General features: G+C 72.8%; 18 protein-coding genes. 12 read left to right on the forward strand and 6 right to left on the reverse strand.

The window, feature by feature from the left end; genetic code table 11:
- Positions 1 to 33 precede the first annotated feature (33 nt).
- Positions 34 to 1,566, reverse strand: a complete 1,533-nt coding sequence (locus LOK46_RS19270; protein WP_273559822.1) for a glycosyltransferase family 2 protein — start codon at positions 1,564 to 1,566, stop codon at positions 34 to 36.
- A 19-nt stretch (positions 1,567 to 1,585) separates the two neighbouring features.
- Entirely contained in the window at positions 1,586 to 4,732 is a 3,147-nt protein-coding gene (locus LOK46_RS19275) for a rhamnan synthesis F family protein (protein WP_273559823.1), read from the reverse strand.
- 669 nt (positions 4,733 to 5,401) lie between these two features.
- On the opposite strand from LOK46_RS19275, the gene LOK46_RS19280 reads away from it, so the two are divergent.
- The 7 genes from LOK46_RS19280 (at position 5,402) to LOK46_RS19310 (ending at position 17,610) form a co-directional block, all read left to right on the forward strand.
- A complete protein-coding gene (locus LOK46_RS19280; protein ID WP_273559825.1) occupies positions 5,402 to 6,406 on the forward strand; it encodes an AAA family ATPase in 1,005 nt (334 codons plus the stop codon).
- Positions 6,407 to 6,408: 2 nt separating this feature from the next.
- Entirely contained in the window at positions 6,409 to 7,320 is a 912-nt protein-coding gene (locus tag LOK46_RS19285) for a DUF58 domain-containing protein (protein ID WP_273559827.1), read from the forward strand.
- 7 nt (positions 7,321 to 7,327) lie between these two features.
- A complete protein-coding gene (locus LOK46_RS19290) occupies positions 7,328 to 10,147 on the forward strand; it encodes a DUF4159 domain-containing protein (RefSeq protein WP_273559829.1) in 2,820 nt (939 codons plus the stop codon).
- A gap of 334 nt (positions 10,148 to 10,481) precedes the next feature.
- Positions 10,482 to 12,563: a hypothetical protein gene (locus LOK46_RS19295; protein ID WP_273559831.1), complete on the forward strand. Its 2,082-nt coding sequence runs from the start codon at positions 10,482 to 10,484 to the stop codon at positions 12,561 to 12,563.
- A 148-nt stretch (positions 12,564 to 12,711) separates the two neighbouring features.
- On the forward strand, positions 12,712 to 14,637 hold the full coding sequence (locus tag LOK46_RS19300) for an extracellular solute-binding protein (RefSeq protein WP_273559833.1): 1,926 nt from the start codon (positions 12,712 to 12,714) through the stop codon (positions 14,635 to 14,637).
- A gap of 14 nt (positions 14,638 to 14,651) precedes the next feature.
- On the forward strand, positions 14,652 to 16,499 hold the full coding sequence (locus tag LOK46_RS19305; RefSeq protein ID WP_273559835.1) for an extracellular solute-binding protein: 1,848 nt from the start codon (positions 14,652 to 14,654) through the stop codon (positions 16,497 to 16,499).
- 4 nt (positions 16,500 to 16,503) lie between these two features.
- The gene (locus LOK46_RS19310; RefSeq protein ID WP_273559837.1) at positions 16,504 to 17,610 is read left to right on the forward strand and encodes a microcin C ABC transporter permease YejB; all 1,107 of its coding nucleotides are present in this window, start codon (positions 16,504 to 16,506) and stop codon (positions 17,608 to 17,610) included.
- A 12-nt stretch (positions 17,611 to 17,622) separates the two neighbouring features.
- Here the strand turns inward: LOK46_RS19310 and LOK46_RS19315 are convergent, their stop codons facing one another.
- Complete coding sequence (locus LOK46_RS19315; protein ID WP_273559838.1) at positions 17,623 to 18,114, reverse strand: Rrf2 family transcriptional regulator; 492 nt, start codon at positions 18,112 to 18,114, stop codon at positions 17,623 to 17,625.
- A 193-nt stretch (positions 18,115 to 18,307) separates the two neighbouring features.
- Here LOK46_RS19315 and hmpA point away from each other — a divergent pair, with 193 nt between their 5' ends.
- The gene (hmpA, locus tag LOK46_RS19320; protein WP_273559841.1) at positions 18,308 to 19,549 is read left to right on the forward strand and encodes an NO-inducible flavohemoprotein; all 1,242 of its coding nucleotides are present in this window, start codon (positions 18,308 to 18,310) and stop codon (positions 19,547 to 19,549) included.
- Here the strand turns inward: hmpA and LOK46_RS19325 are convergent.
- Positions 19,546 to 20,334 (reverse strand): AraC family transcriptional regulator, encoded by a 789-nt coding sequence (locus LOK46_RS19325; RefSeq protein ID WP_273559843.1) that lies wholly within the window; start codon positions 20,332 to 20,334, stop codon positions 19,546 to 19,548. The genes hmpA and LOK46_RS19325 overlap by 4 nt on opposite strands.
- An 80-nt stretch (positions 20,335 to 20,414) precedes the next feature.
- Here LOK46_RS19325 and LOK46_RS19330 point away from each other — a divergent pair, with 80 nt between their 5' ends.
- Positions 20,415 to 21,611 (forward strand): MFS transporter, encoded by a 1,197-nt coding sequence (locus LOK46_RS19330; protein ID WP_273559845.1) that lies wholly within the window; start codon positions 20,415 to 20,417, stop codon positions 21,609 to 21,611.
- 64 nt (positions 21,612 to 21,675) lie between these two features.
- Entirely contained in the window at positions 21,676 to 22,179 is a 504-nt protein-coding gene (locus LOK46_RS19335) for a GNAT family N-acetyltransferase (RefSeq protein WP_273559847.1), read from the forward strand.
- Between the two features lie 271 nt (positions 22,180 to 22,450).
- Here LOK46_RS19335 and LOK46_RS19340 read toward each other — a convergent pair whose 3' ends face one another.
- Both LOK46_RS19340 and LOK46_RS19345 read right to left on the reverse strand, forming a co-directional pair.
- Complete coding sequence (locus LOK46_RS19340) at positions 22,451 to 23,611, reverse strand: multidrug effflux MFS transporter (RefSeq protein WP_273559849.1); 1,161 nt, start codon at positions 23,609 to 23,611, stop codon at positions 22,451 to 22,453.
- A gap of 164 nt (positions 23,612 to 23,775) precedes the next feature.
- A complete protein-coding gene (locus LOK46_RS19345) occupies positions 23,776 to 24,747 on the reverse strand; it encodes a c-type cytochrome (RefSeq protein WP_273559851.1) in 972 nt (323 codons plus the stop codon).
- A gap of 343 nt (positions 24,748 to 25,090) precedes the next feature.
- Between LOK46_RS19345 and LOK46_RS19350 the strand changes: the two genes are divergently transcribed.
- Both LOK46_RS19350 and LOK46_RS19355 read left to right on the forward strand, forming a co-directional pair.
- Positions 25,091 to 25,834 carry a 3-deoxy-manno-octulosonate cytidylyltransferase gene (locus tag LOK46_RS19350; RefSeq protein ID WP_273559853.1) on the forward strand — a complete coding sequence of 248 codons (744 nt, stop codon included), beginning with the start codon at positions 25,091 to 25,093 and terminating at the stop codon, positions 25,832 to 25,834.
- Between the two features lie 24 nt (positions 25,835 to 25,858).
- Positions 25,859 to 26,716, forward strand: coding sequence for a prephenate dehydratase (locus LOK46_RS19355; RefSeq protein ID WP_273559855.1), 858 nt, complete (start codon positions 25,859 to 25,861; stop codon positions 26,714 to 26,716).
- Positions 26,717 to 26,719 lie beyond the last annotated feature (3 nt).

Consider the following 26,719-nt stretch of genomic DNA (forward strand, 5'->3'; position numbering starts at 1 on the left):
GCTTAACCCGGGCGCGCCGGCTCCGCGGGCCGCTCAGGCCGCGTCCGCCCGGCGCTCGGTGATCCAGCGCGTCGCGTCGGCCCGCGGGGCGACCACGTCGGTGTCGATGCGCAGCTGCGGGCTGTAGGCCGGATCCTCCGCGACGACGTCGCCCCAGCGGCGCAGGAAGCGCGCGATCTGCGAGCCCGGGGCGAAGCTGGTCTGCCGCGAGGCGCTCTCGTGGTGCGCCATCTCGGCGAAGGGCGTGTAGACGATACGGTAGCCGAGCTGCCGCATTTTCAGGCACAGGTCGACGTCGTTGAAGTCGAGGGCGAAGCCCTCGTCGAAGCCGTTGACCGCCTCCAGCACCGCCTTGCGGGTGGCGAAGAGCGCCCCGGTCACCGCCGAGCAGTCGCGCTGCGTCAGGGCCCAGTCGCCGTAGGTCGGCTCGGCCGCGTCCCGGTTGTACCAGGGGTGGGCGAACACGTCGAAGATGCCGCCGGTCATGCCGGCATGCTGGATCTTGCCCGTGGGGAACAGCAGCCGGCCGCCGGCGCCGCCGACGCCGCGGTCCAGCGCGAAGGTCAGGAGCGCCTCGATCCAGCCGGGCCGGCGCACGACGAGGTCGTCGTTCATCAGGATGACGAGGTCGGTCTCGGCCGCGCGCCAGAGCGTGTTCATCTTGGCCGCGTAGTTGAACCGCTCGCCCGGAGCCCGGGTCGTCAGCAGGCGGGTCACGGTGAAGCGGTCGGAGCGGCCGCGATAGATCGCGTCGTCGGCCACGTCGTCGCCGATCAGCACGCGGATCCGGTCGGCCGGGTAGGTGCTGCGGCTGAGACTGTCGAGCAGGTTGATCACGTGGGGCTTGGCGCCCTCGACGGCGCGGCCCTGATCGTCCTTCGGGCGGCTCTGGTTGGTCGGCACCACCAGGGTCACGGCCGGCCGCGCGTCGAGGCTCCGGCGGATCTCCAGCGTGTCGGCGGTCAGCCCCGGGGCGGCGCGCAGCGGCATGCCGGAGGTCTCGAACCAGCGGTCGAGGGCGTGGGCGCGCGCCGTGCGCGTCGCCTTCGGGCGTTCCAGCGGCGAGGCGATCAAGGTCTGGGGGATCCGGTCGATGCCGATCCCCGCGGAGATCGCGCCGAGCAGGAAGCGGAACCACGCGGCGCTGCCGTGGCGCAGGCCGAAATCGGGGCTCAGGCCGGCCAGGGTCGAGACGCGGATCAGCAGCGGGAAGCCGATATAGTCGTCGGCCATGAGGAGGGCCGGGTTGAAGGCCGGCTTGCAGTGGACGCTGCGGACCTGGCCGGCGCCGTCCACCACGGCGTCGTCGCCGTAGAAGATGCCGATATCGGGCCGCTCCGCGAGCGCGCACGTCAGGCGCGCCGCGAGGTCGGGGCGCAGCTCGGAGGCCGCGGGCGCGACGAAGATCGCCCGGCAGGCGGGGAACTGGCCGGCCGCGACCTGGCCGAGCCGGCGCTCGTCGAGGGGGCGGAGTTGCGCGTCGAGGGGCAGCGGCAGGATCGCGTCCGGCCACGGGAGCGTGCCCCACGAGGCCGACGGCGTCGGGACCGGTTTCTTCTTCAACACGGGTCGCGTCTCCGGGGCTTCAGGACCGTTCGGCGGCCAGGAGGCGGGTCAGGCTCGCCTCCATGGCCCGCGCCACCGCGCCGATGGACAGCCGCTCGCGGATGCGCGCGCGGGCGGCGGCGCCGATCCGGGCCGCGTCGCCCCCGGTCACCGCCCGGGCCGCGTCGTTGAGGGCTCGCGTGAGGTCCGCCTCGTCCACCTGGCCCCACTCGGCGCCGCGCAGGTACGGGCCGTAGGTCTGGTCGAGGGCCGTGACCTCCGCCTTCACGGGGAAGCCGCAGGTGGCGTCGAGGAAGTCGCGGCAGCCGCCGTAATCGGTGGCGACCACGACCTTGCCCATCTCCATCGCCTCGGCGATCGTCAGGCCGAAGCCCTCCGAGGAGTGCGACGAGGCGTAGACCGCGCAGAGGTCGAACAGCGCGCCGAGCTCGTTCTGGGAGAGCGGCTGGTCGATCACCACGACGTCGCCGGACGTGCCCACGAGGTCGAGGAGCTTCTTGCCCTCCTCGGGCAGGTCGAACACGTGCTTGGTCTTGAGCACGAGCTGCCAGCCGGCCTGCCCGAGGCCCGCCGCCCGGAAGGCCCGGATCAGCGCGTGCGGGTTCTTGCGGGCGAGGTAGCTGGAGCCGTCGAAGGCGTAGAGGATCACCCGCCTGGACGGGTCGATCGCGAAGGCCTTGCGCAGGTTCGCCTTGGCGGCGGCGCTCACCGGCTCGCCGGCCTCGTTCTCGACCACGTAGGGCACGACGTCGACCGGGATGTCGGTGATCTGCCGGAAGATCGCCGCGCAGAACTCCGTCGGCGCCCAGATCGCGTCGAGCCCGTCGACGGTCGGCAGCCAGCCGCCGGGCACGTGGGAGGTCTCCCAGACGAACAGCCCGATCTTCAGCCGCGCCTCCGCGGCGATCGCCCGCTGTCGGTCGCTCATCAGCGAGTGCCAGCTGTCGCCGTTGAAATGGACCAGCGCGACGTCGGCGGGCCCCGAGAAGGTCCGGGCCTGCCACGCCGGCGCCACCCGGGCGTGGACGTGGAACGGCCGCTCCATCGGGTGGACGTTCAGCGCGAAGGGGGTCCGATGCAGGGCGCGGGCGTAGCTCCGGGCCGCGACGCCGAGGCCGTTGGCGTAGTTCATCGGCGAGACGTAGGCGACGCGCAGCGGCCGCTCCGGCGCCCGGGGCCGGCGCAGGTCCGCCCAGACCCGCGCGCCCGGATACGTGTAGGTCACGTCGAGCCGGTCGAGGTCGAAGCCGCGCTCGGCGATCGCCTCCCGCACCGCCGCCCCGCCGATCGCGGCGTGCTCGCCCAGCAGCGAGCGCTTCACGAACGGGAAGCCCTGGCTGAGCATGTTCTCCCAGTCGAACAGGGTGCGGTTGTTGCGCGGGTCGTTGACCAGCGACATGTGCTTGTTCTGGGCCGAGAACAGGCTGCGCATGCCGAGCCCGGCCGCCCGCATCCGCTGCGAGAAGGTCAGCTCGTACTCGGTGATGACCGCGTTCTTGTCCGGCCAGTTCGCCACCGACAGGAGGAAGTGGTTGAACGCGTAGGAGGACAGGCAGCGCCGCTTCAGGGCCAGGAAGAAGCTCTGGAGGTGGTGGCTGTAGTAGAAATTGTCGGCCAGCCCGATCACCGCCTCCGGAAAGGCGTCGATCTTGGCGAGCAGGCCGGCGAAGTCGTCGCGGTCGAGGGGTCCGACGAGGCTGTCATTGGCGAGGTAGAGCGTCTCGGAATCGAGGAGGTCGGTGTCCTCCAGGAGGATATGCGCCCAGGCGGCGAAGTCGAAGCCGCTGTTCTCGCGCAGGTAGACCGAGGCGCAGAGATCCAGGATCGCCTGCGGCACGGCGTTCTTGTGCTGGTCGGCGGCGATGATCAGGACGAGGTCGGTCCCGTTCTCCGCGAAGGCCCGCAGGTAGGGCTCGACGTGGCCGCGGATCCGCCCCTCGGGGCAGTGGGTGATGAACAGGGCCGTGCGGCCGTGCCGCCGGGGTTCGCGCTTCAGGCAGGAGAGGCGCGCGTCCGAGGCTTCCGGCACCGCGGCCCCGGGGACGCGGCGGGTCAGGCGGCCCGCCTCCAGGCCGGTGGTGACGTAGTCGATCAGCGGGTTGAGGCCGAGCGCCGCGACCTTCGGGTAGCGGGCGCGGTACCAGGGCGCGTCGAAGCGCGGCGACGGGCTCGTCGTGCGGCCGCCGTCGGCGAGGAAATGCGCCAGCGGATTCTGCCCGGCCGCGTCGCCGGCCGCGGCGTCGAGCAAGTAGGTCTCGGTGTACCAGCGCGTGTCGAACCAGGGCCCCGGATCGAGGCCCTCGGCGGCGCCGTGCTCCAGGTAGTGGACCAGCGGGTTGAGGCTGTCGGCCCGCACCGCGGCGGACTGGGCCGCGTACCAGTCGGGGTCGAACAGCGGGTGGGGCGCGTAGCGGCGGTAGCCGCCGGCCATAACGTAGTGCTCCAGGGGCTCGAGCCCGCTGGTCTCGGCCTCGGGGCAGCGCTCCCGGTAGAAGGCGGCGTCGAACAGGCCCGACCGGCGGATCAGGTCGACGTGCCGCGACAGGCCGGCGAACTCCTCCGGGTTGCGCAGGTAGCCCTGCTTCCGGCCGGTCTCGAAGAAGTGGCTCAGCGCGTTGCCGCCCGCCGCCCGGGCGTCCGGGTAGCGGGACAGGTACCAGGCGGTGTCGAACTGAGGCGACGGGTCGGTGTCGCCCCGCGACAGGAAGTCGGCGAACGCCCGGGCGCGGTGCTCCGCGCCGCCGAGGTAGCGCGTCGCGTACCAGTCCGGGTCGAACAGCGGGTTGGGGCGGATGCCCGTCGCGGCGCCGCGGTCGAGGTAGTGGAGCAGCGGGTTGGTGCCCTCGGCCCGGAGGCCCGGGACGGAATCGAGGTAGAGGTCGCCGTGGAACAGCGGGTGAGGCCAGCGCCCCTCGCGCCCGCCATGGACCGCGTAGTGCACCGCCGGATCGATCCCCTCGCCGACCACGTCGGGGTAGCGCCTCGCGTACCAGGCCGGGTCGAACAGGCCGGATTCCTTGACGGCACGGACGAGGTCCGCCTGACGGGGCTCGCCGCGGCGGTGGCCCTTAAGGCGCCGGGTCAGCGGGCGCGCGAGGGATTGCGCCGCGCCGGCGAGGCCGGCCTTCTCCGACGATCCGACGACGAACACATCTCGAAGGCGCATGGTCAGGTCCGGATACGCGGGAAGCCCGCAAAGCTGCCCACGCCGCGATCCGCGAGAGACATCAGAGGGTTCGGCCGGTCCGGCGGTCGCGGGTGAGGATCGCCCCGGCTTGGGCGCCTTCCTAAAGGTCCGGGTCGCCCACGCCAAGAGCGGGGGCGTCTCCGGGACGCGCGCGACCGTCCCGGTCGGGGTCGCGCGCTCGGCAGGCGCATCGGCTCGCCGCGAGGCGGGCCGAGCGCGCGACGATATCTCCGACCATCGCACTCTTCATCATGGACCTTCAGGACGCACGCATCGGGACCGGAACCGCGGCGACCGAACGAAGGGCGGATCCCCTCTCCCGTGCGGGAGAGGGACAGGGTGAGGGATCAGGTCTGTCCGAGAAGGGCGCGACCTCACGGCGCTTCGAGGGCGTTCTCCATCCTGACACGTCCCGTCCCTCACCCCAACCCTCTCCCGCTCGGGAGAGGGAGCCCGTCGCGCCCGGCCGGAATTCCGGTGTCCGACATCGTGGGCGGGTCCGACCTCGGCGAGGGCGTCCGACGTCGCGAAATCGGCCGCGAGAGAGCGTGCGGCGATCCCGACCTTGCCAGCCCGGCACCTGAAGCCCCACACTTGCGGGATTGGCCGGCGGGTCCCGCGGGGCCCGGGCAGGAGATGGATATCGGCATGACGCAGGGGATCAGCCCGGCCACCGCCCTGGACGACGGCATCGTGGCGACGGCGGAGAGCTGCCTCGCCGACGTCGGCGCGGCGCGGGAGGCGATCCACGGGGTGATCTTCGGCCAGGAGAAAGTCGTCGATCTCGCACTCGTGACCATCCTGGCCGGCGGCCACGGTTTGCTGGTCGGCCTTCCCGGCCTCGCCAAGACCAAGCTGGTCGAGACGCTCGGCACGGTGCTCGGCCTCGACGCGCGGCGCGTGCAGTTCACCCCGGACCTGATGCCCTCCGACATCCTCGGCACCGAGATCCTGGAGGAGGACGCCGAGCGCCGCCGGGCCTTCCGGTTCGTGCAGGGGCCGGTCTTCACCCAGCTCCTGATGGCCGACGAGATCAACCGGGCGAGCCCGCGCACGCAGTCGGCGCTGCTCCAGGCCATGCAGGAGGGCCACGTCTCGGTGGCGGGCGCCCGCCACGACCTGCCCCGGCCGTTCCACGTGCTGGCGACCCAGAACCCGATCGAGCAGGAGGGCACCTATCCGCTGCCCGAGGCGCAGCTCGACCGGTTCCTCCTGGAGATCGACGTCGGCTACCCCGACCGCGCCGCCGAGCGCCGGATCCTGATCGAGACCACCGGCGTGGACGAGGCGCGGCCGCGGGCCGTGATGTCCACCGAGCAGCTGCTCACCGCCCAGCGCCTCGTGCGCCGGCTGCCGGTGGGCGAGGCCGTGGTCGAGGCGATCCTCGACCTCGTCCGCGCGGCCCGGCCGGACAGCGGCGACGCCATCGTGAAGGACAAGCTCCTCTGGGGCCCCGGCCCCCGCGCCAGCCAGGCGCTGACGCTCGCGGCCCGCGCCCGGGCGCTGATCGAGGGCCGGGTCGCCCCCTCGGTGGCCGACGTGAAGGCGCTCGCCGAGCCGGTGCTCAAGCACCGGATGGCGCTGAGCTACACCGCCCGCGCCGACGGCGAGACCATCGAGGGCCTGATCGCCAAGCTCGCGGAGAAGCTCTGACTTTGGTCGCGACGAACGCCCTCGACGCCGGCAGGCGCACCCCCGGCCGGCGCGAGAGCGAGGGCGCGACCGCCCTCTCCGACAAGATGCCCCGCCTCGTCCTGGAGGCGCGCCGCGTGTCGAGCCTGCTGGCCCACGGCCTCCACGGCCGCCGCCGCGCGGGGCCGGGCGAGAGCTTCTGGCAGTTCCGCCCCTTCGTCACCGGCGAGGCCGCGGCCCGCGTCGACTGGCGCCGCTCGGCCCGGGACGACCGGCTCTACGTCCGCGAGCGCGAATGGGAGGCGGCCCACAATATCTGGCTGTGGATCGACCGCTCGGCCTCGATGGGCTTCGTGTCGGACCTCGCGTCGGCCCCGAAGATCGAGCGGGCGCTCGTCCTCGGGCTCGCCCTCGCGGACGCTTTCGTGGAGGGCGGCGAGCGGGTCGGCCTGCTCGGGCTGACCCGCGCGAGCGCGTCGCGGGGCATCGTCGAGCGCCTGGCCCAGGCGCTCGTGGCCGACCACGCGGGCCTGACCCAGGACCTGCCGCCCCGGGCCAGCCCCGCCCGCTTCGACGAGGTGGTGCTGATCGGCGACTTCCTCACCGAGCCCGACCGGATCGCCGCCTCGGTGCAGAGCCTCGCCGGCCGCGGCAGCCGCGGCCACCTCCTCATGGTGGCGGACCCGATCGAGGAGACCTTCCCGTTCACCGGCCAGGCCGTCCTGCACGACCTCGAGGGTGGCCTCAGCCTCGATATCGGCGACGCCGACGCCTGGGGCGCGCGCTACCGGGCCCGGATCGCCGAGCACCGGGCGGCGCTCGCCGCCATCGCCCGCGGCCAGGGCTGGACGCTGACGATCCACCGCACGGACCGGCCGGCGAGCGAGGCGGCCCTGCGGCTCGCCACGCTGATCGCCGCCCGCGGCACCGAGTGAGGCCGCCATGCTGGGTCTGACCTTCGCGGCGCCGCTGGCGCTCGCCGCCCTGATCGGCCTGCCGGCCCTGTGGTTCCTGCTGCGGGTGACCCCGCCGCGCCCGCGGCGGATCAACTTCCCGCCGCTGAAGCTCGTCGCCGACCTGATCCCGCAGCGGCAGACCCCGGCGCGCACGCCGCCCTGGCTGCTGATCCTCCGGCTCCTGATCGCCGCCGCCCTGATCCTCGCGGTGGCCGGCCCGGTCTGGAACGCCGGGGGCGTCGGGGCCGGGGGCGGGCGCAGCGCGCTCCTCGTGCTCCTCGACAACGGCTTCTCCGCCGCCCACGACTGGCGCGACCGCCTGCGCGTCGCCACCGACGCGGTGGAGGGCGCCGCCCGGGACGGCCGCCCGGTGGCGGTGATCGGCCTCGCCGACGCCCCCGCGGCCTTCGAGGCGAAGACGCCCGCCGCCGCCCTGGAGCGCCTGCGCGCCCTCGCGCCGCGCCCGATCCTCCCCACCCGCGACGCGCACCTCGCGACGATCGAGACCTTCCTCGACAAGAACCGGGGCGCCGGCCTCGTCTGGATCAACGACGGCGTCGCCGGCGCGAACGACACGCGCTTCGCCAAGGGCCTCGCCGACCTCGCGGGCGACAAGGGCGCGGCCCTCACGGTGCTGCGGGCCGACAGGCCGCCGGCCCTCGCCCTGACCGCCACCGAGAACGCCGGCAAGCTCGTGACGCACGCCCTGCGGGCAGCGCCGAACGGGCGCGATTCCGGGGTGATCCGGGCCCTCGACCAGAAGGGCCTGCCGCTGGCCGAGCGCGACTTCGCCTTCGCGGCCGACGCCACCGAGGCGGACGCGACCTTCGAGATGCCGGTGGAGCTGCGCAACAGCATCAGCCGGCTGGAGATCGCGGGCGAGCGCTCGGCCGGCGCCGTGGTGCTGCAGGACGAGCGCGGCAAGCGGCGCCGGGTCGGGCTCGTGTTCGGCGGCACCCTCGACCAGGCGCAGCCTCTCCTGGCGCCGACCTACTACCTGTCGCGGGCGCTCCAGCCCTTCGCCGACGTGCAGGAGCCCCGGGGCGCCAAGGGCACGGCGGAGTCGATCAACCAGCTCCTCGACAATCAGGTCTCGGTCCTCGTGCTGGCCGATGTCGGCGCGCTCGACGAGAAGACCACCGCGCGGATCGAGAGCTTCGTGAAGGACGGCGGGATGCTGCTGCGCTTCGCCGGCCCGCGGCTCGCCGCCGGCAACGATCCGCTGGTGCCGGTGCGGCTGCGGCGGGGCGGGCGGACGCTCGGCGGCACGCTCTCCTGGGACAGCCCAAAGACCCTGGCGCCCTTCCCGCCCGAGAGCCCCTTCGCGGGCCTGACGCCGCCGGCCGATATCGGCGTGCGCCGCCAGATCCTGGCCGAGCCGGACGGCGACCTGCCGAACCGGACCTGGGCGTCGCTCCAGGACGGCACGCCGATCGTCACCGCGCAGAAGCGCGGCCAGGGCACGATCGTGCTGTTCCACGTGACCGCCGACACCACGTGGTCGAACCTGCCGCTCTCCGGCCTGTTCATCGACATGCTCCGGCGCGTCGTGGCGCTGGCCGGTGCCGCGGCGCCGGTCCAGGGGGACGCGACGCGGGCCGCGGCCCCGGTGCTCGCGCCGCGGGTGACGCTGGACGGGTTCGGCGCGCTGGGCTCGCCGCCGGCCTCGGCCACCGCGGTGTCGGCCGACTACGCCGACCGGGCGAACCTTGAGCATCCGCCGGGCTTCTACGGCCCGCCGGACGGAGGCATCAGCGTGAACGCCCTGAAACCGGATGACCGGCTGCAGCCCCTCGACACCGCGGCCCTCGGCGGCGCCCGGTTCGGGTCGCTCGCCGGGGCCGAGACCCTGGACCTGCGGCCGAGCCTGTTCACCCTGGCGCTGCTGCTGCTGGCCCTCGACACCCTGGCGGGGCTGTGGCTCGGCGGCTTCCTGCGCCGCGGCGGTCTGGCGGCCCGCCTGCGCGGCCGACCGGCCGTGCTGGCCCTCGCCGGCCTGGTCCTGCTCGCCGCCCTGCCAGCGCGCCCGGCCCGCGCGGAGGAGCCGCCCGCCAACCGGCCGAACGGCATCGAATCGGCGCTGGTCACGCGCCTCGCCTACGTGATCACGGGCGACGCCGCCGTCGACGAGGCGAGCCGCACCGGCCTCACCGGCCTGACTCAGATGCTGGCCGCGCGCACCGCCCTGGAGCCCGGCGAGCCGGCCGGAATCGACCCGGCGAAGGACGAGCTGGCCTTCTACCCGCTGATCTACTGGCCGATCGCCCCGAACCGGCCGCAGCCCTCGGACGTCGCGATCCGCAAGATCGACGCGTTCATGCGCAACGGCGGCACGGTCCTGTTCGACACCCGCGACGCGCTCACCGCCCGGCCGGGCGGGCCGCCCAGCCCGGAAGGGGCCTATCTCCGGAAGATGCTGGCGACGCTCGAGGTGCCGGAGCTGGAGCCGGTGCCCCTCGACCACGTGCTGACCAAAGCCTTCTACCTCGTGGACAGCTTCCCCGGCCGCTACGCCACGGGCCAGACCTGGGTGGAGGCGCTGCCGCCCGCCGCCGAGGGCGCCGAGCGCCGACCGGCCCGCGCGGGCGACGGCGTGAGCCCGATCATCATCACGGGCAACGACCTCGCCGCCGCCTGGGCGGTGGGGCGCCGGGGCGAGCCGCTCTACCCGGTCGTCGGCGGCGACCAGCGCCAGCGCGAGATGGCGTTCCGCGGCGGCGTGAACATCGTGATGTACACGCTCACCGGCAACTACAAGGCGGATCAGGTCCACGTGCCCGCGCTGCTGGAGCGGCTGGGGCAGTGATGAGTTCGGACACACTTCTCGAGGCCGCATCCTCGCCCCACGCGGCGCGCCCGCAGATCCGGAGCGCGCGGTCGGTGATGCGGCAGCAGGACGGAGCGCGGGTCCCCTCTCCCGTGCGGGAGAGGGACAGGGTGAGGGGTGAGACCTGTCCGGACGTGGCGCGTCCAGTCAGTGGGTCGCTCGCGCGCTCGGGACGGAAGCGTCGTATCCCTCACCCCGACCCTCTCCCGCACGGGAGAGGGCGCCCGTCGCATTTGGCCGAACCGTTGCGTGAGCGTGGCGGTGCGAGGAATGAGGCGCGGCGTCGCCTCACGGATCCGGAGCGCTCCGCCCCATGCTGAGCCTCAGCTTCACCCCGCTCCTGCCCTGGCCGGCCATCGCCGTCCTGGGCGCGATCGTCGCCGTCCTGGCGGTGTTCGCCGTCCTGGCCCGGGGCCGGACCGCGCTGCTGCGCGTCCTCGTCCTCGCCCTGGTGCTGGCGGCGCTGACCAACCCGGCGCTGGTGCGCGAGGACCGTGAGCCCGTGAAGGACGTGGCCGCCATCGTGGTCGACCGGTCCGGGTCCCAGCAGCTCGGCGATCGGCCGCAGATGACCGACGCGGTCCGCGCCGAGTTGCAGCGCCGGTTCGGTGCGCTCACCGATATCGAGCCCCGCTTCATCGACGTTCCCGATTCCAAGGACGGAGACGACGGCACCAAGCTGTTCACGGCCCTGAGCCAGGCGCTGGCCGACGTGCCGCCGGAGCGTCTCGCCGGGATCGTGATGCTCACCGACGGCGTGGTGCACGACGTCCCCGCCTCCCTGGCCCAGCTCGGCATCAAGGCGCCGCTCCACGTCCTCGTCACCGGACACCCGGACGAGCGCGACCGGCAGATCAAGCTCTTGGAGGCGCCGCGCTTCGGCATCGTCGGCAAGGACCTGACGATCCGCGCCGAGGTCATGGAGCGCGGCGGGACCGGCCACGCGGTCGTCACCGTGCGCCGCGACGGCGAGGAGATCGGCCGGCGGGACGTCGCCACCGACAAGCCGTTCTCCCTGAACCTGCGCATCGAGCACGGCGGCCCGAACGTGGTGGAGATCGAGGTCGAGCCGCTGCCGGGCGAGCTCACCACGGTCAACAACCGGGCGGTCCTGCCGATCGAGGGCATCCGCGAGAAGCTCCGGGTTCTGCTGGTCTCCGGCGAGCCTCACCAGGGCGAGCGGACTTGGCGCAACCTGCTGAAGTCCGACGCCAACGTCGACCTCGTCCACTTCACCATCCTGCGCCCGCCGGAGAAGCAGGACGGCACGCCGATCTCGGAACTCTCCCTGATCGCCTTCCCGACGCGCGAGCTGTTCGTCCAGAAGATCAAGGACTTCGACCTGATCATCTTCGACCGCTACGCCAACCAGAGCGTGCTGCCGCAGGCCTATTTCGACAACATCGTCCGCTACGTCCGCGAGGGCGGCGCCCTGCTGATCGCCGCCGGCCCCGAATTCGCCGGACCGGCCAGCCTCGCCCGCACGCGGCTCGCCGGCATCTTGCCCGGCGACCCCGACGGCCGGGTCGTCGAGAAGCCCTACAAGGCGGCGCCGACTCAGGTCGGCCAGCGCCACCCGGTGACCCGCGCCCTGCCGGGCTCGGACGCGAACCCGCCGGCCTGGGGCGACTGGCTGCGCATCGTCGAGGCCCGGACCCGGCCGGGGATCCAGCCGATCCTGTCGGGGGCCGAGGGCCTGCCGCTGCTCGCCCTCTCGCGCGAGGACAAGGGCCGCGTCGCCCTGCTCCTGTCAGACCACGCCTGGCTCTGGGCGCGGGGCTACCAGGAGGGTGGCCCCTATCTCGACCTGCTGCGCCGCCTCGGACACTGGCTGATGAAGGAGCCGGCCCTGGAGGAGGAGGCGCTGCGCGCCCAGACCACCGGGCGCGGCCGCGAGGTGCGGGTCGAGCGCCAGACGATGGCGGACCAGGCCGAGCCGGTCACCGTCACGGGCCCGACCGGCAAGGTGACGACGCTGACGCTCAAGCCCCAGGAGCCCGGCCTGTTCACCGCGACCTTCGACGCGGAGACCCTAGGCCTGCACACCCTGCGGTCGGGCAACCTCGTGGCCTTCGTCAGCGTCGGGCCGGCCAACCCGCGCGAGCTCGCCGACGTGTTCAGCGACACCGAGCGCCTGAAGGCCGTGGCCGACGGGTCGGGCGGCTCGGTCCGCCGGGTCGCCGAGACCGGCGGCATCCAGGTGCCGCGTCTCGCGCTGGTGCGCGGCGGCCGCCTCGCCGGCAGCGACTGGATCGGCTTCCGTCCGAGCGACAGCGCCAACATCCGCGGCGTCGAGGTCTACCCGCTGGCGCTCGGCCTCGCGGCGCTCGCCGCGCTGGCGGCCGCGCTGCTCGCCATGTGGCTGGTCGAGGGCCGCCGGGGTCGGGCGGCGTGACGCGGCCCCGCGGCGGGCCGGGCGCGGCGCGCGTGCGGTCCTGTGCGGTGGCGCATGGTCGACGGGTGGCCGCCCGCGTCCTATGACCCTGGTACTCTCGAGACGCCCGCGCCGCGCGCGGGCCCGACGCAACGGAGACAGCCTGCCCGTGACAGCGCAGACCGTGACTGGACGCCTCCTCGCCGCGACGCTCCTCGTCGCCTGCCTCCAGCTCGCCCCGGCCCGTGCGCAGGAACCGGCCGCGATGCCGTCGACGCCGCCCACCGTGCCGGCCACCCTGCCGGCCGCCAACGGCCAGTGGACCCACGCGATCACGCTGATGGGCCAGCCGAAATACGGCCCCGACTTCAAGCATTTCGACTACGCCGACCCGGCCGCGCCCAAGGGCGGGATGGTCCGGTTCGGGGCCCAGGGCGGGTTCGACAATTTCAACATCGTCGTCGCCGGCCTGAAGGGCGACCTCGAGAACGGCATCCAGCAGATCTACGATCCGCTGATGACCGAGTCGTCGGACGAGCCGTTCACCTCCTACGGCCTGCTCGCCGAGGCGGTGCGGATCGCCCCCGATCTCGGCTCGGTCTCGTACCGGCTGCGCGAGAACGCCCGCTGGCACGACGGCAAGCCGATCACGCCCGAGGACGTGGTCTGGTCCTTCGACGTGCTCAAGGCCAACAGCCCGTTCTACGCCGCCTACTACCAGACCGTGGCCAAGGCCGAGGTGACCGGGCCGCGCGAGGTGACCTTCACCTTCACCGAGACCGGCAACCGCGAGCTGCCGCAGGTGATCGGGCAGCTGCGCGTCCTGCCCAAGCACTGGTGGACCGCCAAGGACGCCAACGGCAAGCCGCGCAGCGTCACCGAGACGACCCTGGAGCCGCCGCTGGGCTCGGGCCCCTACCGCCTCGCGAAGTTCGAGCCGGGCCGCACGACCACCTACACCCGCGTGCCCGATTACTGGGGCAAGGACCTGCCGGTGAACGCCGGGCGCTACAACTTCGACACCGAGCGCTATGAGTACTTCCGCGACGGCACCGTGCTGGTCGAGGCGCTGAAGGGCGATCTCTACGATTTCCGGGTGGAGAACATCGCCCGGAACTGGGCGACCGCCTACGAGGATTTCCCGGCCGTGAAGGAGGGGCGCCTGATCAAGGAGGCGTTCCCGGAGCGCGGCATGGGCATCATGCAGGCCTTCGCGTTCAACACGCGCCGGGACAAGTTCAGGGATCCGCGCGTCCGCCGGGCCTTCAACCTCGCGATGAACTACGAGGAGATGAACAAGGCCCTGTTCTACGGCCTGTACAAGCGGATCAACTCCTACTTCTTCGGCTCGGAGCTGGCCTCCTCGGGCCTGCCGGAGGGCGAGGAGAAGGCGATCCTCGAGAGCGTCAAGGACAAGGTCCCGGCCTCGGTCTTTACTACCCCCTACGCCAACCCGGTCAACGACGGCCCCGAGGCGGTGCGCAAGAACCTCCGCGAGGCCGTCGGCCTGCTGCGCGAGGCCGGCTACGAGCTGCGCGGCGGCAAGATGGTCAGCAAGGCCACCGGCGAGCCGCTGACCGTCGAGTTCCTGGAGTTCCAGAACACCTTCGAGCGGGTCATCCTGCCATTCGCGGCGCAGCTGAAGCTGATCGGCATCGACGCCACCCTGCGGGTCATCGACCAGGCGCAGTACCAGAACCGCGTCCGCAACTTCGACTTCGACGTCACCACGGCGTCGTGGGGCGAGTCGCTCTCGCCCGGCAACGAGCAGCGCGAGTACTGGGGCTCGGCGGCGGCCGACAAGCCGGGCTCGCGCAACCTGATCGGGATCAAGGATCCCGGCATCGACGCCCTGATCGAGAAGGTGATCTTCGCCAAGGACCGGCACACCGTGATCGCGGCGACCCGGGCCCTCGACCGGGTGCTGCTCGCCCACGACTACGTCGTCCCGCAATGGTCCTCCGACCAGCAGCGGACGCTGCGCTGGAACCGGTTCGGCCACCCGGCGATCCTGCCGCTCTACGCCAGTTCCGGCTTCCCGACGACGTGGTGGTACGACGAGAAACTCGCCGCCAAGACCGGGGCGCCCCGTTGACGGGCGGTCCCGGGATGCCGACCCGGCGCGGGCTGGTCCTCGGGGCCGGCGCCCTGGCGGCGATGCCGCCGTGGCGCCCCGCCCGGGCGGCCGACGGCGCCGAGCGCCACGGCCTGTCCAGCTTCGGCGAGCTGAAATACGGCCCGGACTTCGCGCATTTCGACTATGTGAACCCGATGGCGCCCCGCGGCGGCCGCTTCTCGGCGCAGCTCGCCGCGACGACCGGCAACCAGTCGCTCAACACCTTCAACACGCTCAACATCTTCGTGCTGCGCGGCGACGGGGCCGCCGGCATGCCCCTGACCTTCGACAGCCTGATGGTCCGGGCCCTCGACGAGCCGGACGCCCTCTACGGGCTGGTGGCGCGCGCCGTCACGGTCAGCCCGGACGGCCTGACCTACACGTTCGCCCTGCGCCCGCAGGCGCGGTTCCACGACGGCTCGCCGCTGACGGCGCGGGACGCGGCCTTCAGCCTCAAGCTCCTGCGCGACAAGGGCCACCCCGAGATCGCCGAGGTCATCCGCCCCATGACCGACGCCCGGGCCGAGGGCGACGGGCGGCTCGTGGTGACCTTCGAGCCGGGCCGCGCCCGGGACCTCCCGCTGCTCGTCGCGCAGCTGCCGCTCTTCTCCGCCGCCTACTACGCCGGCCGGGACTTCGAGGCCTCGACCCTGGAGGCGCCCCTCGGCTCCGGTCCCTACCGGGTCGGCGCCGTCGATCCGGGCCGGTCCATCGGCCTGGAGCGCGTCCCGGATTACTGGGCCGCCGAGCTGCCGGTGAACGTCGGCCAGAACAACTTCGACGCGATCCGCTACGAGTATTTCCGCGACCGCACCGTGGCGTTCGAGGCGTTCAAGAGCGGCGCCTTCACGTTCCGCGAGGAGTTCACCGCCCGGGTCTGGGCCACCGGCTACGACTTCCCGGCGATGAATGAGGGCCGCGTGGTCCGCGAGACGGTGCCGGATGCGCGGCCGAGCGGCACGCAGGGCTGGTGGATCAACACCCGCCGCGCGGCGTTCCGCGACCCGCGGGTGCGCGAGGCGATCGGCCTGTGCTTCGATTTCGAGTGGTCGAACCGCAACCTGATGTACGGCGCCTACGCGCGCACGGCCTCGTTCTTCGAGAATTCCGACCTCAAGGCGACCGGCAAGCCCTCGGCCGAGGAACTCGCCCTGCTGGATCCGTTCAAGGACCTGCCGCCCGAGGTGTTCGGAGAGGCCTGGGCGCCGCCGGTCTCCGACGGGTCCGGCCAGGACCGGGCCCTCCTGAAGCGCGCCGACGCGCTCCTGCGGGAGGTCGGCTGCACCCGCCAGGGCGGCAGCCTGCTGCTGCCCGGCGGCCAGCCCCTGACCCTCGAGTTCCTCGACGAGGATCCGGTCTTCCAGGCGGTCACGCAGCCCTTCATCCGCAACCTGGGGCTGCTCGGGATCAAGGCGAGCCTGCGCACGGTCGACCCGTCCCAGTACCAGGCGCGGCTGAAGGATTTCGACTTCGACGTCACGCCGCGCCGCTACAGCAGCGGGCTCACCCCCGGCGCGGAGCTGCGCGAGACCTACGGCTCCCGGTCCGCCGGGACCGCGGGCTCCAACAACCTCTCGGGGATCGCCAGCCCGGCGGTCGACGCGCTGCTCACCGCCGTCGCCGACGCGAAGTCGCGGGCGGACCTGACCACCGCCTGCCGGGCCCTGGACCGGGTCCTGCGGGCCGGGCGCTACTGGGTGCCGATGTGGTACGCCTCGACCCACCGCCTCGCCCTCTGGGACGTGTACGGCCGCCCGGCGGCGGCGCCGAAATACGACCTCGGCGCCCCCGGGACGTGGTGGTTCGACGCCGACAGGGCCAAGCGGATCGGGCGGGACTGACGCCATGCTCGCCTACATCCTGCGCCGCATCGGCCTGATGATCCCGACCCTGTTCGGGATCATGCTGATCACCTTCACGATCGTGCAGTTCGCCCCCGGCGGCCCGGTGGAGCGGGTGCTGTCGCAGCTGCAGGGCCAGCGCGACGGGGCCATGTCCCGCGTCACCGGCGGGTCGGGCGACCTCGGCGGCGCCAGCCGGCCGTCGGGCGGCGGCGGCGACGCCAGTTCCCGCTATCGCGGCGCCCAGGGGTTGAGCCCGGAATTCATCGCCAAGCTCGAGAAGCAGTTCGGCTTCGACAGGCCGGCACCCGAGCGCTTCGCCAAGATGCTGTGGGACTACGCCCGGTTCGATTTCGGCCGCAGCTACTTCCGCGACGTCACGGTCATCCAGCTGATCAAGGAGCGCCTGCCGGTCTCGATCTCGCTGGGCCTGTGGATGACGCTGCTGTCCTACGCGATCTCGATCCCGCTCGGCATCCGCAAGGCGGTGGCCGACGGCACGCGCTTCGACCGCGCGACCTCCTTCGTGGTGATCATCGGCTACGCGATCCCGGGCTTCATGTTCGGGCTGATGCTCATCATCCTGTTCGCCGGCGGCTCGTTCTACCAGTGGTTCCCGCTCCGCGGCCTGACCAGCGAGGGCTGGGAGAGCTTCTCGCCCTGGCACAAGGTGACCGACTACGCGTGGCACATGGTGCTGCCGCTGACCGCCCTGGTGATCGGCGCCTTCGCCACCTCGACCCTGCTGACCAAGAACTCGTTCCTCGACGAGATCCGCAAGCAGTACGTGCTGACCGCGCGGATGAAGGGGCTGTCCGAGCGGCGCGTGCTCTACGGGCACGTGTTCCGCAACGCCATGCTGATCGTGATCGCGGGCTTCCCCGGCGCCTTCATCTCGGCCTTCTTCACCGGCTCGCTGCTGATCGAGACGATCTTCTCCCTCGACGGTCTCGGCGAGCTGTCGTTCCGGGCGATCGTCGGGCGCGACTACCCGGTGGTGTTCGCCACGCTCTACATCTTCTCGCTGCTCGGGCTCGCGGTGAACCTGCTGTCCGACCTGATCTACGTCTGGATCGACCCGCGGATCGATTTCTCGGCCCGGGCGACCTGAGCGGGCGGGCCGTCAGGCCTCCGGCAGGCTCGCGGCGCCGGTCGGCATCGGCGGCTCGCCGCCCGGAGGGCCGGCCAGGCCCAGCAGCGCCGCGATCGCGTCGCCGTCCGGCGCGCCGAGGAGATCCGCCAGGGTGTAGCGGTCGAGGACCGCGAGGAACGCCGCCAAGGCCTCCCCCAGCACCCGCCGGAGCCGGCACGGGGCCGTGATGGCGCAGGCCCCACCGCCGAGGCATTCGACCAGCGCCAGGTCGTCCTCGGTCTGGCGCACCACCGCGCCGACGACGATCTCCTCCGGCGGCTTCGCCAGCCGGAGGCCGCCGCCCCGGCCGCGGATCGTCCGGATCAGGCCGAGCCGACCCAGCTGGTGGACCACCTTGGTCAGGTGGTTCTCCGAGATGCCGTAGGCGCGCGCGATCGCGGCGATCGAGCTCTGCTGGGGCTCGTGGAGCCCGACGTAGATCAGCGTGCGCAGCGCGTAATCCGTGTAGCGGGTCAGGCGCATCTCAACTCCAGAAGACGATCTCTGCCGCGGGGCGATGCGATCTCCACCGCGGTCTGAGTCCGTACCCCCTGCGGAGGACCGGCACCACCAGCGACGCGTGGACGGACCTCGTCGCTATAAGATGTATTTTCGTTGCACCTTTTCCAAGGGCGCGCTAAAAGAAGCATGTCGTATGCACCTTTTGAGCTGTGCCATGCCCGCGCCCCTGTCCCCCGCCACCGTCGCTCTCATCAAGGCCACCGTACCGGCCCTGGAGGCCCACGGCCTCACCATCACGAAGCGCATGTACGAGCGCCTGTTCGAGGACGCGGCGATGCGCGACCTCTTCAACCGGTCCCACCACGGCGAGACCGGCGCGCAGCCGAAAGCCCTGGCCCAGGCCGTGCTCGCCTACGCCCGCAACATCGACAATCTCGGCGTCCTGGCGGGCGCGGTGGAGCGCATCGCGCAGAAGCACGTCGCCCTGAACATCCTGCCGGAGCACTACCCGCACGTGGCCGACGCCCTCCTCGGCGCGATCGGGGACGTCCTCGGCGAGGCCGCCACGCCGGAGATCGCCACCGCCTGGGGCGAGGCCTACTGGTTCCTGGCGGAACTGCTGATCGGCCGGGAGGCCGCGATCTACCGCGACCACGCCTCCAAGCCGGGCGGCTGGAACGGCTGGCGCGACTTCGTGGTCGACAGCGTGACCCAGGAGAGCGAGACGATCCGCTCCTTCGTCCTGGTGCCGGCCGACGGCGGCCCGGTGCTGCGGCATCGGCCGGGCCAGTATCTCGGCTTCCTCCTGGACCTGCCGGGCCGCGGCGTGCTGAAGCGGAACTACTCGGTGTCCTGCGCGCCGAGCGACCGGGCCTACCGCATCACCGTCAAGCGCGAGGCGGCGCCGGGCCGCCCGGCCGGGATCGCCTCGAACTGGCTGCACGACCACGCGCGGCCCGGCACCGTGCTGAAGGTCGCCGCCCCCGCGGGCGACTTCAGCCTCGACGCCGAGAGCGACGCGCCCGTGGTGCTGGTCAGCGGCGGGGTCGGGCTGACCCCGATGATCAGCATGCTGGAGACCATCGCGGCGGACAGTCCGGACCGGCCGACCTGGTACGTGCACGGCGCCCTATTCGGCCGCGTGCACGCCCTGCGCGACCACGCCCGGTCGCTCGCGGCGCGGGCCCGCGGCACGAAGCTCGTGACCTTCTACGCGGAGCCCGAAGCCGCGGACCGGCCGGGTGAGCACTACGACGTCCAGGGCCTGATCACCGCGGACTGGCTCGCGGAGCACACGCCGCACGACCGCGCGACCTACTATCTGTGCGGTCCCAAGCCGTTCCTGCGCGATCTCGCCACCGGCCTGCTGCGCCGCGGCGTCCCGGCCGAGCGGGTGAAGTTCGAGTTCTTCGGCCCGGCCGACGAGCTCTTCGAGGAGCCCCGTCGGGCGGCCTAGGCGCCGCGGAGCGGGTGGTCCGTGCCGAACACCCGCGCCACGGTCGTCCGCAGCGCTTGCGCGCTCCGGTAGCCGACGGCCGCCGCGACCGCCCGCGGCGGCCGCCCCTCGGCCGCGAGCGCCAGCGCCCGGATCACGCGGGCCCTGGCCCGCCAATCGCCGAAGCTGAGGCCCGTCTCCGCGCGGAACCCGCGCGTGAGCGTGCGCCGGCTCGCGCCGGCACGGTCGGCCCAGGAGTCGAGATCGGCCTCCGAGGCCGGATCCTCGATCAGCGCGAGGCAGACCCGGCGCAGGCGCGAGTCGCGCGGGAGCGGCAGCGCGAGCGGCGTCGCGGGGGCCCGGCCGATCTCGTCGAGCACCAGGGCGGCGAGGTGGCCGCCGCGACCGTCGACCGCGTACAGCACCGGCTCCTCCGCCAGCGCCGTGAGCGCGGAGGCCAGGAGCCGCGACACCGCGATCACCCGGCAACTCGCCGGGAAGGACCGGACCGCGGCGGGATCGAGATAGGCCGAGCACATCGCGACGGCGCCGTGGGTCGCGACCGCGTGCGGCAGAAGCGGCGGGATCCAGAGGGCGTGCCCCTCGGGAACGACCCAGGTGCCGTCCTCCGCGAACGCCATCATCAGCCCGGACGTGGCGTAGAGCAGCTGCGCGCGGGGATGGAAGTGCCGGGCGAGATGCATCCCGGCCGCGTAGGTCTTGGGCATCACCGCGACCGGGCGGGGCACGTCCTGATAGTCGGCCGCCTCGGTCGACCGCCCCGCGGCGCGCGCCTCCGTCAACATTGGCCCGTTCGCGTACATATCCGGCCCAACACCGCCATCGGGTCAGGCTATCAGGGGGTCGTCCCGGAGGATACGCCGCGATGGATTCGGATACGCTGTCCCGCCGCACCCTGCGCTTCGTGAACGTCGCGCACGCCCTCGACCATTTCGTGCTGCTGATCTACCCGACCGCGGTCATCGCCATCGCGGCCCAGACCGGGCTCGGCTACGGCGAGCTGATCGGGCTCGCCACCGGCGCCTTCGTGGCCTTCGGCCTGTGCTCGCTGCCGATGGGCTCACTCGCCGACCGGTTCGGGCGGCGCAACATGCTGGCGGTGTTCTTCTTCGGCTACGGCCTGTCCTGCCTCGGCGTCGCGACCGCCTCGACGCCGCTGGGCTTCGCCCTCTGGCTCTGCGTCCTCGGGCTCGCCTCGGCGATCTACCACCCGGTCGGCTCGGCCATGCTGGTCACCCACGCCCGCCGGCTCGGGCACGATCTCGGCATCAACGGCGTCTGGGGCAATCTCGGCGCGGCCTCGGCCTCCGGCCTGACCGCGCTGCTCGCCGCCACGGTCAGCTGGCGCGCGGCCTTCGTCGTTCCCGGCCTCGTCTGCCTCGCCTGCGGGGCCGCCTTCGTGGCGCTGGTCCCGGGCGACGGCGACGCCGCGGGGAGGAAGGCCGCCGGCGCGGCGGTGATCCCGGTCACCCGGCCCTGGGCGCTCATGGCGATGTTCGCCCTGTCGATCTTCGCGGGCGGCCTGACCTTCAACCTGACGACGATCAGCCTGCCCAAGGTGATCGACGAGGGCGTCGGGCAGGCGCTGCCCCTGGCGCTGACCGGCTCGATCGCCACCGGCGTCTTCCTGTTCGGCGCCCTGATGCAGCTCGCCATGGGCCGGCTGATCGACCGCTACAGCCTGCCGTCCCTGTTCGTGGCCCTGTCGGTGCTGCAGCCGCTGGGGCTCGGGATCGCGGCCGTCTCCACCGGCCTGCCGCTGCTCGCCGGGCTCGTCCTCGCCATGACGGCGATCTACGGGCAGGTGGTGATCAACGACGCGATGATCGCCCGCTACGTGCCGCCCGCCTACCGGGCCCGCGCCTACAGCGTGCGCTACTTCGTGGGCTTCACGGCGAGCGGCTTCGTGGTGCCGGCGATCGCCCTGCTGCACGACCGCGGCGGCTTCGCGCTGGTCCTCGGCGTCGCCTCCGCCTGCGGCGCGGTGATCTGGCTCGCGGCCCTGGGCTTCCTGAGGCTGACGCAGGGCGGCGAGCGGCCCGCGCTGGCCGCCGCCGAGTAGCGCGACGGTTTGCGGGTCCGGCCCGGCGCTGCTACGCGGCGCCCGTCCGATCCGCGAGTACCCCGTGACCGACCTGTCCCTCGTCATCCGGCCGGAGCGGCCGGAGGATGCCCCCGCCATCGAGCGCCTCCACGCCCGGACCTTCGGCCCCGGCCGCTTCGCCCGCACCGCCTACCGCCTCCGCGAGGGCGCGGCCGAGCGGATCGATCTCGGCATCACCGCCTCGGTCGGCAGCTTCCTCGTCGGCTCGGTCCGGATGGGTCCGGTGCGGACCGGGGCGACGCCCTTCGTGATGCTCGGCCCCCTGGCGGTCGATCCGAGCTTCGAGGGTCGCGGCATCGGCGGCACCCTGACCCGCGCGGCGATCGACGGGGCCCGGCGGGCGGGCGAGGGCCTGGTGATCCTCGTCGGCGACGCGCCCTACTACGCCCGCTTCGGGTTCACCTCGGTTCCGCCCGGGCGCCTGACCCTGCCGGGGCCGGTCGACCCCGCGCGCCTGCTGTGGCTGGAGCTCGCCGAGGGTTTCGGCGCCGGCGCGTCGGGCCTGATCGAGTCGGTCCGGACCTGAAACGGGGTCCCGAAGGGCGTGCCTCAGCTCTCGGAAGGTGATTTCGGTCCGCACCGGGCCGGTGCTTCTGCATGCAGGTGAATGGCTCAGCTCAACCCACACGCAGGCGCTGTCGTCGCGAGCGACGGCGAAGCGATCCCGGCAGCGCCGCACGTGCCGATGGCGCGCTGACCCTGGGTCGCTTCGCTACGCTCGCGATGACGGAGGAGCTGACGGGTCCGTCGAGCAGCGAACACCTCCGGGGCCGGCCCTCGACCTTTCGAAGCCCCGTTCAGGCCCGCCGGAGCGCCAGCGCGGCGATCAGCCCGGCCGCGAGCAGCGCCAGCGCCACCGGCGTCGCCGAGGTCGCGGGCCACGCGGAGGCGGCGGCCGTGAACAGCGCCCCGAACGTCATCTGCGTGAAACCGTAGAGGCTGGAGGCTGACCCGGCCGCGTGCGGGTCGACGTTCATCAGCCCCGCCACCGCGTTGGGGCTGAGCAGGCCGACGCCCACCGCGTAGGCGAAGAGCGGCACGATCAGGCTGACCACGCCGAGCATGCCGGTGCGGTCCACGATCAGCAGGGACACCGCCGCGACGATGCAGAGGAGATTCCCGCGCCGCGCCGCCTTGCGGATCGGCACCCGGGCGGCGAGCCGGCTCGCCAGGACGGCGCCGCCGACCATGCCGAACACGACGATCAGTGAGTCGAAGCCCACCTCCTGCGAGGAGCGCCCGAGCCGGTCCACGAGGAGGAACGGCGCCACCGCCAGGAAGGCGTAGAGGCTGGTGCCGCCGCAGGCCCCCGCCACCAAGTAGGCGCGGAACACCGGGACCCGCACCAGCCGCAGGTAGCCGGCCAGAACCGCGACGAAGCCCGGCAGCGCGACCTTGTGGCGGTTGGTCTCGGGCAGGGTGAAGACCACGAGCGCGCCCAGCACCGCGACGAGGCCGGCCAGCACCACGAACACGGCGCGCCAGCCGAAGGCCTCGTTCACCACGCCGCCGATCGCCGGGGCCAGCGCGGGCGTGAGCGTCATCGCGGTGGTGAGGATCGCGAGCTTCCGGGCCGCGTCCTCGCGGGTCGAGACGTCGCGGACCATCGCCCGGCCGATCACCAGCGAGCCGCAGGCGCCGAGCGACTGCAGGACCCGGGCGACGAGGAGGACACCGATGTTCGGCGCGGGGATCGCGAGCAGCAGCCCGGCGAGGTAGAGGCCGAGTCCGCCGATCAGGATCGGGCGCCGCCCGTACCGGTCCGAGAGCGGCCCGTAGAGGAGCTGACCGCCCGCGAGCCCGATCAGGTAGACGGTGATCGTCAGCTGGGCGCCAGCGGCGTTGGTGCCGAGGTCGACGGCCGCCGCCGCGAGCGCCGGCACGAAGATGTGCAGCGCCACCGTACCGGTCATGGTCACGGCGACCAGGAGCGGCAGGGGGGCCCGGCGCTCCGTCACATCGGGACTTCGATCAGCCAAGGGGTCCTACGCGGTTCTCGAGCCGGCAGGATGCCGGGGCGCGGCCGCCTTAGAGCAAGGGCCGCGCCCGGAGCCATGCCGGCGGAACGCGCCAGACACGCGAGGGGCGGGACCGTCCCCGGCCCCGCACCCGGCGGTGCGGCTTACTCCTTCGGCAGCGGCTGCGGCGTCGGCAGCGGCGCGTTCAGATCCTTGGTCGGGCCGCCGACCTCGAGATCCTTCGCCCGCTCGACCGCCTCGGGATTGGCCTTCGCGGCCGGCTCCTTGGCGGCCGGCGCCGTCGGCGCGGTCGGCTCGGCGGGGATCATGCTCGAGGGCTGGCCCTGCTGGTCGCTGTCGTGGGCGCTGGCCGGCGGGGCCGGCGCGTTGCGGTCGCTCGACTCGCCGGTCGTGCGCGGGCTGCCGGGCGACTTCGCCTCGACCGGCTTGGCGGTGCCGGTATCGGCGGGCTTGGCCGGGCTGTCCTTGCCCTCGGACGCCTTGCCGGCGGCGGGCTTGTCGGCGGACGGCTTGTCGGCGGCGGGCTTGTCCTCGGGCTTGGCCGCGGCGGGCGCGGCCGCCGGCGCGGCGTCGCTCTTCTCGACGGCCGGCAGCGGCTTCGGCGATTCGGCGAGCGTCCGCAGGTAGGCGATGACGTTGGCCCGCTCCTGCGGCGCGGCGATGCCCGCGTAGGCCATCTTGGTGCCCTTCACGTAGGCCTTCGGGTTCGTGAGGAACTCGTCGAGGTCGGCGTAGGTCCAAGTGCCGCCCTTCTCCTTCATGGCCGCCGAGTAGTCGAAGCCCGCATGCGCGCCCTTCGACCGCTCGACGATGCCGTACAGGTCGGGGCCGACCTTGTTCGGGCCGCCCTTCTCGAAGCTGTGGCAGGCGTGGCAGGCCTTGGTGCCGGCCTCGCCCTTCTCGACGTTGGCGCTGGCGAGGCGGACGGCGATCGGCTCGACCTTGGCCTCGGTCGCCGCGGATGCGGCCTGGGGCTGCGGCTCGGGCAGATCGTAGCCGGCATTGCCCGCCGGCTTCGGGTGGTAGATCAATTCGGCGACGAAACCCGATCCGGCCGCGAACAGAAGGGCGCCGAGGACCGCACCCAGGACCTTGTTCACCTCGAACGAGTTCATGCTCTTCTCGCAACTCGGCCGTGCCGAACGCGCGCCTGACACGGGCGAGCGGGCTCGGACACCGGACATTGGAAGATTTCGAGGTTGCCTTAGCGGTTCCGGGCGGTTCCTGACAATGCCGCAAGGGCGTTCCGCGTCGCTCCGGCGCAGGATTGTTCCACCGAATTGCCCAGCTTGTCACCGGGTGGCACCTTTTCTCCACCGCGGCCCGGCCGCACCCCAGCCCACTGTCCAGCCCTCGACCCGGCCCGCTTCCAGGGGACGACAACCGGGGGCCGGCCTGTTAAGCAGCCGGCCGCCTCCCGCCGCGGCCCCCGATCCGCGCATCCGGATCCGAATCTCGATGTTCGATCCCCTGGTCCTGATCCCGGCGCGCCTCGCCGCGACCCGCCTGCCGAACAAGCCGCTGGCCGACATCGCCGGCGAGGCCATGATCGTCCATGTCTGGCGCCGGGCCGTGGAGGCCGGCATCGGCCCCGTGGTGGTCGCCACCGACACGGTGGAGATCGCCCGCACGGTCGAGGCCGCGGGCGGCCTCGCGGTGATGACCCGGGCCGACCACCCGTCGGGCTCCGACCGGCTCGCCGAGGCCCTGGAGATCGTCGATCCGGAGGGCCGCCACGACGTGGTCGTCAACGTGCAGGGCGACCTGCCGACCATCGACCCGGCGATCATCGGCGCCTCCGTCGCGCCGCTCGCCGACCGCACCGTCGACATCGTCACCCTCTGCGCGCCGATCACCGATCCGCATGAGGCCGACAATCCCAACGTGGTCAAGCTCGTCGGCCACGCTGTCGGTCCCGGGCGCCTGCGCGCCCTCTACTTCACCCGCGCCCGCGCCCCCTGGGGCGACGGTCCCCTCTGGCACCATATCGGCCTCTACGCCTACCGGCGCACGGCGCTCAGCCGATTCGTCGCCTTGCCGCCCGGCGAGCTGGAGGTGCGGGAGAAGCTGGAGCAGCTGCGGGCCCTCGAGGCCGGCATGCGCATCGATGCCGCCATCGTCGACGACCTGCCGCTCGGCGTCGACACCCCCGCCGACCTGGAACGGGCCCGCGCCCTGCTGCAGGGCCGGCGCCTGAACTGACCCGACGAACGAATCCGCGCCGCCATGACCGACCGCACCATCGCCTACCAGGGTGAGCCCGGGGCCAACTCGCACATCATCTGCGCGGAGGCCTACCCGGACTGGACGCCCTTCCCCTGCCCGACCTTCGAGGACGCCTTCGCGGCGGTGACGGAGGGTCGCGCCCAGCGGGCGATGATCCCGATCGAGAACTCGATCGCGGGCCGCGTCGCCGACATCCACCACCTGATCCCGATCTCGCCGCTGCACATCGTGGCCGAGCACTTCCTGCCGATTCACTTCCAGCTGATGGTCCTGCCGGGCACGAAGCTCGAGGCGCTGAAGAGCGTCCACAGCCACGTCCACGCGCTGGGCCAGTGCCGCCGGATCATCCGCCGGCTGGGCCTGAAGGCCGTGGTCGCCGGCGACACCGCCGGGGCGGCGCGCGAGATCGCCGAGATCGGCGACCCGAGCCGGGCGGCTCTGGCGCCCGCCCTCGCCGCCGAGGTCTACGGCCTCGACATGCTGGAGCGGGACGTCGAGGACGAGGCGCACAACACCACCCGGTTCGTGGTGTTCTCCCCCGAGGCCGAGCCGGTCGCCCAGGGCACCGAGCCCTGCGTGACGAGCTTCGTGTTCCGCGTCCGCAACATCCCGGCCGCCCTCTACAAGGCGCTCGGCGGCTTCGCGACCAACGGCGTCAACATGTCGAAGCTCGAGAGCTACATGGTCGACGGCGAGTTCACCGCCACGCAGTTCTACGCCGAGGTCGACGGCCATCCGGAGGATCCGGGCCTCAGCCGCGCGCTGGACGAGCTCGGCTTCTTCTCGCGCGAGCTGCGGGTGATCGGGACCTACCCGGCCCACCCGTTCCGCGAGGCGGCGCGGCCGGCGGCGGAGTGAGCC

This window comes from Methylobacterium sp. NMS14P, from assembly GCF_028583545.1.
Taxonomy (GTDB): domain Bacteria; phylum Pseudomonadota; class Alphaproteobacteria; order Rhizobiales; family Beijerinckiaceae; genus Methylobacterium.